Annotated in this window: 7 protein-coding genes and 1 pseudogene; 4 read left to right on the top strand and 4 right to left on the bottom strand. The window is 72.6% G+C overall.

The window, feature by feature from the left end; translation table 11 throughout:
- From F1544_RS14145 to F1544_RS14130, 4 genes and pseudogenes are all read right to left on the bottom strand, one after another.
- A pseudogene (locus F1544_RS14145) lies at nt 1–481 on the bottom strand (hypothetical protein); the annotation flags it as partial.
- A complete protein-coding gene (locus tag F1544_RS14140) occupies nt 478–1,383 on the bottom strand; it encodes a carbohydrate ABC transporter permease (protein WP_167586421.1) in 906 nt (301 codons plus the stop codon). The gene F1544_RS14140 and the pseudogene F1544_RS14145, both read right to left, overlap by 4 nt.
- Nucleotides 1,383–2,351, bottom strand: a complete 969-nt coding sequence (locus tag F1544_RS14135; protein WP_167586419.1) for a carbohydrate ABC transporter permease — start codon at nt 2,349–2,351, stop codon at nt 1,383–1,385. The genes F1544_RS14140 and F1544_RS14135 overlap by 1 nt, the downstream gene beginning before the upstream one ends.
- A gap of 32 nt (nt 2,352–2,383) precedes the next feature.
- The gene (locus tag F1544_RS14130) at nt 2,384–3,742 is read right to left on the bottom strand and encodes an ABC transporter substrate-binding protein (RefSeq protein ID WP_167586418.1); all 1,359 of its coding nucleotides are present in this window, start codon (nt 3,740–3,742) and stop codon (nt 2,384–2,386) included.
- Nucleotides 3,743–4,008: 266 nt separating this feature from the next.
- Here F1544_RS14130 and F1544_RS14125 point away from each other — a divergent pair, with 266 nt between their 5' ends.
- From F1544_RS14125 to F1544_RS24610, 4 genes are read left to right on the top strand one after another with little or no spacing between them, the layout of a single operon-like run.
- Entirely contained in the window at nt 4,009–5,367 is a 1,359-nt protein-coding gene (locus tag F1544_RS14125) for a Gfo/Idh/MocA family oxidoreductase (RefSeq protein ID WP_167586416.1), read from the top strand.
- 59 nt (nt 5,368–5,426) lie between these two features.
- The gene (gene uxaC / locus F1544_RS14120) at nt 5,427–6,863 is read left to right on the top strand and encodes a glucuronate isomerase (RefSeq protein WP_167586414.1); all 1,437 of its coding nucleotides are present in this window, start codon (nt 5,427–5,429) and stop codon (nt 6,861–6,863) included.
- Nucleotides 6,860–8,017 (top strand): Gfo/Idh/MocA family protein, encoded by a 1,158-nt coding sequence (locus tag F1544_RS14115; protein ID WP_167586412.1) that lies wholly within the window; start codon nt 6,860–6,862, stop codon nt 8,015–8,017. The genes uxaC and F1544_RS14115 overlap by 4 nt, the downstream gene beginning before the upstream one ends.
- On the top strand, nt 8,014–9,105 hold the full coding sequence (locus F1544_RS24610) for a Gfo/Idh/MocA family protein (RefSeq protein WP_167586410.1): 1,092 nt from the start codon (nt 8,014–8,016) through the stop codon (nt 9,103–9,105). Before F1544_RS14115 ends, F1544_RS24610 begins: the two co-directional genes overlap by 4 nt.
- The last annotated feature ends 44 nt before the right edge of the window (nt 9,106–9,149 follow it).

The following is a 9,149-nucleotide window of genomic DNA, read 5'->3' as shown; positions in this document are numbered from 1 at the left end:
GGTCCCGCCAGCCGGCGGCCAGCGCGGCGCGCCAGCCGAGGCCGTCGGCCAGGCGCGGGACGGCGAGCAGCGCGGCCGCCAGGAGGACGGCGGTGACGAGCAGGACGACCGCCGCGGCGGCGTTCCCGCCGGGCACCGTCCCGGCGCGCAGCAGCTCCTGCTCACGCACGACGAGCAGGAGCGCGAGCACGGCGCCCACGCTGACGACGCAGCCGGCCGGGAAGCGGCGGCCGAACTCCCGCGCCAGGGCCGACCAGCGCGGCAGCTCGTCGTGGTCGGCGTAGTGGCCGACCGCGACCGAGACCGTGGCGAGGACGGCGCCCAGCGGCAGGACGAACAGGCTGAGGAGCGCGGCGACGACCCCGAGCAGGCAGAGCTCGGAGATCCGCCGCACCTGCTCCTTCCAGCCGGAACCGGAGCCGGTGGCCTCCGGGGCCCGGCGGCGCGGACGCCGGGGAGCCGCGGCCACGGGGGCGCTCACCCCTTGATCCCGCTGGTGTTGATGCCCTCGACGATGAGGCGCTGGAACACGAGGAAGAAGAGGAACACCGGCACGAGGCTGAGCGCGGACATCGCGAACATCGGGCCGACGCTGTTCTGCCCCGAGGAGTCCAGGAACAGGCGCAGGCCGATGGGCAGCGTGTACTTGGTGATGTCGTTGAGGTAGACCAGCTGGGAGAAGAAGTCGTTCCAGGTCTGGATGAACGAGAAGACGGTCGTCGTCACCAGGGCCGGCTTGGTCAGCGGGAGCACGATGCGGAAGAACGTCGCGAAGGGCCCGCAGCCGTCGATCGCCGCCGCCTCGTCCAGGGTGCGCGGGATGCCGCGCATGAACTGGACCATGAGGAAGACGAAGAAGGCGTCGGTGGCCAGGAACTTCGGCACGATGAGCGGCAGCGGCGTGTTGACCCAGCCCAGGCTGTTGAACAGGACGTACTGCGGGACGACGAGCACGTGGTGCGGCAGGAGCAGCGTGCCGATCATCAGCGCGAACCAGAGCCCGCGCAGCGGGAAGCGCAGCCGGGCGAAGGCGTAGGCCGCGAGCGAGCACGAGACGACGTTGCCGACCACGACGCCGACGGAGACGACGACGCTGTTGGTGAAGAACCGGGCGAAGCTGACCCCGGGGATGCCCGACCAGCCGTCGGCGTAGTTCTTCGGCGTGAAGGACTCCGGCAGGACGTTGAGGTTGTTCGCGATCTCCTGCGGGGACTTGAACGAGGTCCCGAGGAGGTAGGCGATCGGGTACAGCGCGACGACGAGGAGCGCGACGAGGACGACGTGGGCGACGAGGCTCCCGGCCGTCCGCGCCGGCCGGCCGGCGGGGCTGGGGGCCTGGGGCGCGAGCGGCGCCGAGGCCAGGGTGCTCGGGGCGGTGGTCATCAGTGCTCCCCCTCGTCGGCGTAGTGGACCCACAGCGAGCCGCTGCGGAAGACGATCGCGGTGATGACGCCCAGCACGAGCAGGAAGCCCCAGGCCATCGCCGACGCGTAGCCCATCTGGAAGTCGCCGAACCCGCGCAGGTACAGGTACAGGGTGTAGAGCAGCGTGGAGTCGGCGGGGCCGCCGGTGCCGCCGCTGATGACGAACGCGGCCGTGAACCCCTGGAACCCGGCGATGGTCTCCAGCACCAGGTTGAAGAACAGGACGGGCGAGAGCATCGGCAGCGTGATGTGCCAGAACTGCGTGAAGCGGCCCGCCCCGTCGAGGGACCCGGCCTCGAACATCTCGGCCGGGATCTGCTTGAGCCCCGCCAGGAAGATGACCATCGGCGCACCGAACTGCCACGCGGCCAGCAGCACGAGCGTGCCCAGCGCCGTCGAGGGGTTGGTGATCCAGCTGCGGCCGCCGATGCCGAAGATCCCGAGGATCTCGTTGATGGCGCCCTGGCCGCCGAAGAGCGTCTGCCAGACGATGGCGACGGCGACGCTGCCCCCGAGGAGCGAGGGCACGTAGAACAGCGCCCGGTACAGCCCGACGCCGCGGCGGTCGCGGTAGAGCAGCAGCGCGACCCCGAGGGCGACGGCCAGCTTCAGCGGCACCGAGACCAGGGCGAAGACCAGCGTCGCCTTCACCGAGTTCCAGTACTGCGGGTCGTCGGTGAGCATGCGGACGTAGTTCTCGAGTCCGATCCACTGCGGGGACTGCAGCAGGTCGTAGTCGGTGAAGCTGAGGTAGAGCGAGTACAGCATCGGGAAGAGCGTGATCCCGAAGAGCCCGATGAACCACGGGATGAGGAACGTGTAGCCGGCGACCGCCTCCCGCCGCCGGCGCGGGCTGCCGCCCGGCGCGGGCGGGCGGGCGGCGCGGCGCGCGCTGACCCGAGGTGGTCGGGAGGCGGTGTCCGCCATGGTGGCGCTCCTGTCCGTGGAGGGGATCGGTCTCAGCTGCCGGCGCGCTCGAGCGCCGAGTTGGCCTGGGAGACGAACTCCTTGGCCGCGTCCGCGATCTGCGCGCGCCCGAAGGCCACGTTCTCGGCGGCGGAGGTGAGCAGCTGCCCGATCTGGGAGTCGCCCTGCGCGGGGACGGGCGGCGTGGGCCCGGCCTCGGCGGTCACGCGCTCGTCGTAGGCCACGACGTACTTGAGCTGGTCGCTGAAGGTCGGGCTGATGGCGTCCCGGATCTCCTTGCTCGGCGGCAGGCCGCGCTCGGTGCCGAGGGCCTCGCCGGCGGCCTGGTCGTTGTCGAAGAAGTTGATGACGTCGACGGCCGTGGGGATGTTCTTGCCGCGGGCGTAGGCCGTGAAGAACTGCGAGGGGCGGGCGTAGTTGCCGGAGAGGTCGCCCGGCAGCGGCACCAGCTGCAGCTCGTGGTCGGTGGCCTTGGCCAGCTCGGTGAGCTGGTTGTCGTAGGTGAAGCTGCCGGTCGTCTGCTTGGACGTGACCGTGTTCTTGGAGATGTCACCGCTGTTGGCGGGCTGGCTCACCTCGGCGGGCGAGGCGCCGCCGCTCTTGCGCAGGTCGTCCCAGAGGGTGAACCACTCCACGGCCTCGGCCTCGCTGAACCCGAGGGCCTGGCCGTCGTAGAGCTCCTTGCCGTTCTGGCGCAGCCACGGCTCCATCCAGCTGAGGTTCGCGCTCTCGTCGCGCGTGCCCCAGACCTTGCCGCCGGTGGCCTTGGTGACGGACGCGGCCCACGTGCTGAACTCGTCGTAGTCGGCCCAGCCCGCCTCGGCCGGCAGGAGGTTCAGCGGACCCAGCACCGTCGCGTCGACCGCGAACGCCTGGGTGTTCGAGGCCAGCGGGAGGGCGTAGAGCTTGTCGTCCACCTTGCCGGTGCCGAGCAGCTTGGGGTCGATCTGGTCCGTCACCAGCGTCTTGCCGACGAACGGGTCGAGCTCCGCGATCAGCTTCTTGTTGGCGTACTCGCGCAGGGCGCGGTTGTCGATCTGGATGATGTCGGGGGCGTTGCGGCCCGCCGCGGAGGTGTTGATCTTGTCGTAGTAGCCGCTGTAGCCCTGCCACTGCGTCTTGAACGTGACGTTGGGGTGGGCCTTCGTGTAGAGGTCCAGCACCTTCTGCGTGTTCTCGGCGCGGGCCGGTCCACCCCACCAGGCGACCGTGAGGACGACGGGCTCCGTGGTCTCCGGGCCGGCCGCGGCGCCGGAGCCCGCCGCCGCGGTGTCGTCGTCCCCGCCGCACGCGGCCAGGCCGAGGACCGAGGCGCCGAGGACGCCGGTCAGGAAGGAGCGGCGGCCCGGGGCGGCGAGGCGGGACGGGGTGCGCCCGGAGGGGGTGGTCATCGTGATCTCCTTCGATCGGTGACGGGCCGACGGCGGCCCTGCCCGGTGGCTCGCCCCATTGCGGCACAGCCGGGCGGCGCCGTCAAGCGCTTTCCCGCCGGTTTCCACAAAGGTTTTCAGCCTGTGACCGAGCGGGGTCCGCTCCCGCGGCGCCTCCGGGCGGGGCCTGCTTGACAGGCTGCGTCACCAGGGTGCTGACTTGGCCGCAAAGGTTTGCAGTGGCGCCGCGGCGCCCGCGCCCCCTCGACTCGCGGAGGAGTCCCCTCATGACCGCGTCCACCCCCTCGCACGCCGGGGCCCCACGCACCCGCTACGCGATCGTCGGCCTCGGCGGGCGGGCCCAGATGTACGTCCGCGCGCTCGCGGGCACCCACGCCGACCGCAACGAGCTCGTGGCCCTGTGCGACGTGAACCAGACGCGCATGGACGCCCACAACAAGGCCCTGCGCGAGGACCACGACCACGACCCGGTGCCCACCTACGCGGCCGGGGACTTCACGACGATGCTCGCCGAGCAGCGGGTCGACGCCGTCGTCGTCACCACGCTGGACCGCACGCACGACGAGTACATCGTCGCGGCGCTGCACGCCGGCTGCGACGTCGTGACCGAGAAGCCCATGACGATCGACGCGGAGCGCTGCCGGCGCATCCTCGACGCCCAGGAGGCGACCGGCCGCAAGGTGACGGTCACCTTCAACTACCGCTACAACCCGGCGCACGCCAAGGTCCGCGAGGTCATCGCCTCGGGCGCGATCGGCGAGGTCGGCTCCGTGCACTTCGAGTGGCTGCTCGACACCCGCCACGGCGCGGACTACTTCCGCCGCTGGCACCGCGACAAGGCCAACTCCGGCGGCCTCATGGTCCACAAGGCCACCCACCACTTCGACCTCGTCAACTGGTGGATCGCCTCGAGCCCCGAGACGGTGTTCGGCCTCGGCCGGCTGTTCTTCTACGGCGACGAGAACGGCGGGCGCCGCGGCCTGGCCCGCGACTACGAGCGCGCGCACGGGGCGCCCGAGGCCGCCGAGGACCCGTTCGCCCTGCAGCTGGACTCCTCGCCGAACCTCACGGCCCTCTACCTCGACGCCGAGCACGAGGACGGCTACCACCGCGACCAGAACGTCTTCGCCCCCGGCGTGACGATCGAGGACGACATGTGCGTGGCCGTGCGCTACCGCAGCGGCGCGACGATGAGCTACCACCTCACGGCCTACTCCCCCTGGGAGGGCTACCACGTCGTCTTCAACGGCAGCGAGGGCCGGCTGGAGCTGGACGTCGTCGAGAACGCCTTCGTCGACCCGGTCACCGCGAGCCGCGCCCCGGGCGAGGCCCTGCACGGGGTGGACGGCCACGACGCCGACTCCGGCGCCGGGACCCGCCTGACGCTGCGCCGGCTGTGGGAGCGCCCGGTCGAGCTGGACCTGCCCGACACCTCCGGCGCCGGCCACGGCGGCGGCGACGAGCGGATGCTGGCCGACATCTTCGGCGGCCCCCCGGCGCCGGACCCGCTGGGCCGCGCCTCCACCCAGCTGGACGGGGCGCGCTCGCTGCTCACGGGCCTCGCCGCGAACCGCTCCTTCGAGACCGGCCTGCCCGTGCGGGCGGACGACATCCTGCCCCTGTAGCTGCTCCCGGAAGCCCTGCCGCAGCACCCGAACCGCTCCTGCGAACCACCGGAGACCCCGTGCGCCCGCTCACGCTCGACGACGACCGCCTCCTGCCCACCGAACCGGGGGTGCGCTCCCTGGCCCGGGAGATCTACGGGCAGGTGCGCGACCTGCCGCTCATCAGCATGCACGGCCACGTCGAGGCGCAGGTCCTCGCCGACGACGAGCCGTTCGGCGACCCGGCGCAGCTGCTCGTGGTGCCCGACCACTACGTGACCCGCATGCTCGTCTCGCAGGGCACCCGGCCGGAGGACCTCGGGGTCCCGCGCGCCGACGGCGGCCCCGTCGAGCAGGACGGGCGCGAGATCTGGCGCCGGTTCTGCGCGGGGTGGCACCTCTTCCGCGGCACGCCCAGCCGGTACTGGCTGGAGCACGAGCTGCACGAGGTGTTCGGCGTCCGCGTGCAGCCCTCCCCCGAGACCGCGGACGAGGTCTACGACCAGCTGGCCGAGCGCATCGCGAGCCCGCAGTTCCGGCCCCGCGCGCTGTTCGACGCCTTCGGCGTGGAGCTGCTGGCGACGACCGACGCCCCGGCGAGCCGGCTGGAGCACCACGCGGCCATCGCGGCCTCGGACTGGGCGGGCACGGTCGTGCCGACGTTCCGCCCCGACGCCCTCGTGCAGCTGGACCGCGCGGGCTGGAAGCAGGACGTGGAGGAGCTGGCGGAGGTCTCCGGGCACGACGTCGGCGACTACGCCGGCTACCTCGCCGCGCTGCGGCAGCGCCGCGAGCACTTCGTGGCGATGGGCGCGCGGGCCACCGACCACGGCCACCTCACCGCGGACTCGACCCCGCTCGGGCGCGCCGACGCCGAGCGGATCTACGCCGCCGCCCGCTCGGGGTCGGTGAGCCCCGCGGACGCCGCGGCGTTCGCGGCGCACATGCTGTTCGAGATGGCCCGGATGAGCCGCGACGACGGCCTGGTCATGCAGATCCACCCCGGCGTGCTGCGCAACCACGACCCCGCGGTCCACGAGCGCTTCGGCACCGACAAGGGCTTCGACATCCCGATCGCCGTCGACTTCGTCCACGGCCTGCGCCCGCTGCTGTCGGAGTTCGGCTCCGACCCCGCGTTCCGCTGCGTGCTGTTCACGATCGACGAGACGACGTTCTCCCGCGAGCTCGCGCCGCTGGCCGGGGCCTACCCCGCGGTGCGCCTGGGCGCGCCCTGGTGGTTCCTGGACTCGCCGCTGGCGATGCGCCGCTTCCGCGAGGCCGTCACGGAGACGGCGGGCTTCTACAACACCTCCGGCTTCGTCGACGACACCCGCGCGTTCGCCTCGATCCCCGCCCGCCACGACGTGTCCCGCCGCGTCGACAGCGGCTTCCTCGCCTCGCTCGTGGCCTCCGGCCAGCTGTCGCTGGAGGAGGCCGTGGAGACCGCCGTCGACCTGACGACGACCATCCCCCGCGAGGCCTACGCACCCCGCGGCGACGCCGGGGGGCAGCGGTGATCCGCGTCGCGGTCGTCGGGACGGGCGGGATCTCCGCCTCGCACCTGGCGGCCTACCGCGCGTTCGGCGAGCGCTGCACCGTGGTGGCGCTCAGCGACGTCTCCCCGGAGCGGGCCCACGCCCGGCGCCGGGAGTTCGGCCTCGACCAGGCGACCGTCCACGCCTCCCACGAGGAGCTGCTCGCGGCCGAGCAGGTGGACCTCGTGAGCATCTGCACCCCGCCGTCCACGCACGAGGCCATCAGCGTCGACTTCCTCACCGCGGGCGTGAACGTGCTGTGCGAGAAGCCCATGGCGCCCTCCCTCGCCGCGTGCGACGCGATCCTGCGGGCCGAGGAGCAGGGCGGGGCGTTCTTCTCCTCCGTCGCGCAGAACCGCTTCCGCGACGACGTCGTGCGGCTGAAGGCCCTCCTCGACTCGGGCCTCGCCGGTCCCGTCTCCCACGTCCAGGTCGACTCGGCCTGGTGGCGCGGGCTCGGCTACTACGACCTCTGGTGGCGCGGGACGTGGGATCAGGAGGGCGGCGGCTGCACCCTGAACCACGCGGTGCACCACGTCGACCTGCTGCTGTGGCTGCTGGGCGCGCCGAAGTCGGTGACGGCCGTGCTGACCAACGCCGCCCACGAGAACGCCGAGGTCGAGGACCTCTCGGTGGCGGTGCTGGCCTACCGGCGCGCGCTGGCCACGATCACGAGCTCCGTCGTCCACCACGGCGAACCGCAGAAGATCGTCGTGCAGGGCCGCGACGCCAGCGTCAGCCTGGACGGGGAGGTGGTCGCGGACGTGGCGCAGCCCAACGGGTTCCCCGTCCCGGGCGGGAACCCCGATCTCGTCGAGCGGCTCCGGGCGCTGGCCGCGGCGCAGGAACCCCTGGCCCACACCGGGCACCAGGGGCAGGTCGACGACGTGCTGACGGCGCTGGAGACCGGGCGCCGACCCGCCGTGGACGGCCGCGACGGCCGCCGGACCATCGAGCTGATCACGGCCGTCTACCAGGCGGCCGTCGAGCGCCGCACGGTCGACGTGCCGCTGGCCGCCGACGACCCCTGGTACCTGCCGGGGACCCTCGCGCAGCGCGCACCGCGGTTCTACGCCAAGACCGCCTCGGTCACCGAGCAGGACGGGGCGATCAGCGTCTCGGGGGCCTCGCGGTGAGCGCCACCGACGGCGGCAGCTACGCGCCCGCCCCCGTGCCCGACCCCGTCGTGGAACCCGGCGCGTTCGTCGCCGCGGCGATCGGCCTGGACCACGGCCACATCCACGGCATGTGCGAGGGCCTCGCCGGGGCCGGCGCGACCCTGAAGTGGGTGCACGACCCCGACCCCGCCAAGGTCGAGGCCTTCCGCGGGCACTTCCCCGACGTCCGCGTCGCCCGCTCCCCCGACGAGGTGCTCGACGACCCCGAGGTGCAGCTGGTGGCCTCTGCGGCCGTCCCCAGCGACCGGTCCGCGCTGGGCGTGCGGGTCATGGAGGCCGGCAAGGACTACTTCAGCGACAAGGCCCCGCTGACGACGCTGGAGCAGCTCGCCGCGGCCCGCGAGGCCGTCGCCCGCACGGGGCGCAAGTACGCCGTCTACTACTCCGAGCGCGTCCACGTCGAGACCGCGGTGTTCGCCGGCCAGCTCATCGAGCAGGGCGCGATCGGTCGCGTCCTGCAGGTCATCGGCCTGGGGCCGCACCGGTTGAACGCCCCGAGCCGGGCGGACTGGTTCTTCGACCGGGCCAAGCACGGCGGGATCCTCATCGACATCGGCAGCCACAACGTCGACCAGGTGCTGCACTACACGGGCTCCCGCGGCGCCCGGGTCGCGAACAGCCAGATCGCGAACTACGCGCACCCCGAGCACCCCGGCTTCGACGACTTCGGCGACGCGAACCTCGTCACCGACACCGGCGCCACCGGGTACTTCCGCTGCGACTGGTTCACCCCAGACGGCCTGCAGACCTGGGGCGACGGCCGGACGTTCATCCTCGGCACCGAGGGGTTCATCGAGCAGCGCAAGTACGTGAACCTCGCGACGCAGGAGGGCCCGGGGCACCTGTTCCTCACCAACGGCCGGGAGGAGACGCACTTCCAGGTCACCGGCACAGTGGGCTACCCGTACTTCGGGCAGCTGGTGCTGGACTGCCTGGAGCGCACCGAGGTGGCGATGACGCAGGAGCACGCCTTCACGGCCATCGAGATCGCCATCCAGGCCCAGCTCGCCGCGACGGACCTGACCCCGGGCGGCCGGGCGGGGTGAACCCGCCGCACTCCCGCCGGTGACGGCAGGCGTTCCCCCCGGCG

Source organism: Kineococcus rubinsiae (assembly GCF_011839805.1).
Lineage (GTDB): Bacteria > Actinomycetota > Actinomycetes > Actinomycetales > Kineococcaceae > Kineococcus > Kineococcus rubinsiae.
The sequence above is the reverse complement of the archived record's forward strand: the minus strand, read 5'-3'. Positions and strand labels throughout refer to the sequence as shown.

What these genes read in the sequence shown, in the direction of transcription:
- F1544_RS14135 (WP_167586419.1), bottom strand. Translation starts at nt 2,351, where the DNA reads ATGGCGGACACCGCCTCCCGACCACCTCGGGTCAGCGCGCGCCGCGCC.
- F1544_RS14140 (WP_167586421.1), bottom strand. Translation starts at nt 1,383, where the DNA reads ATGACCACCGCCCCGAGCACCCTGGCCTCGGCGCCGCTCGCGCCCCAG.
- F1544_RS14130 (WP_167586418.1), bottom strand. Translation starts at nt 3,742, where the DNA reads ATGACCACCCCCTCCGGGCGCACCCCGTCCCGCCTCGCCGCCCCGGGC.
- F1544_RS14125 (WP_167586416.1), top strand. Translation starts at nt 4,009, where the DNA reads ATGACCGCGTCCACCCCCTCGCACGCCGGGGCCCCACGCACCCGCTAC.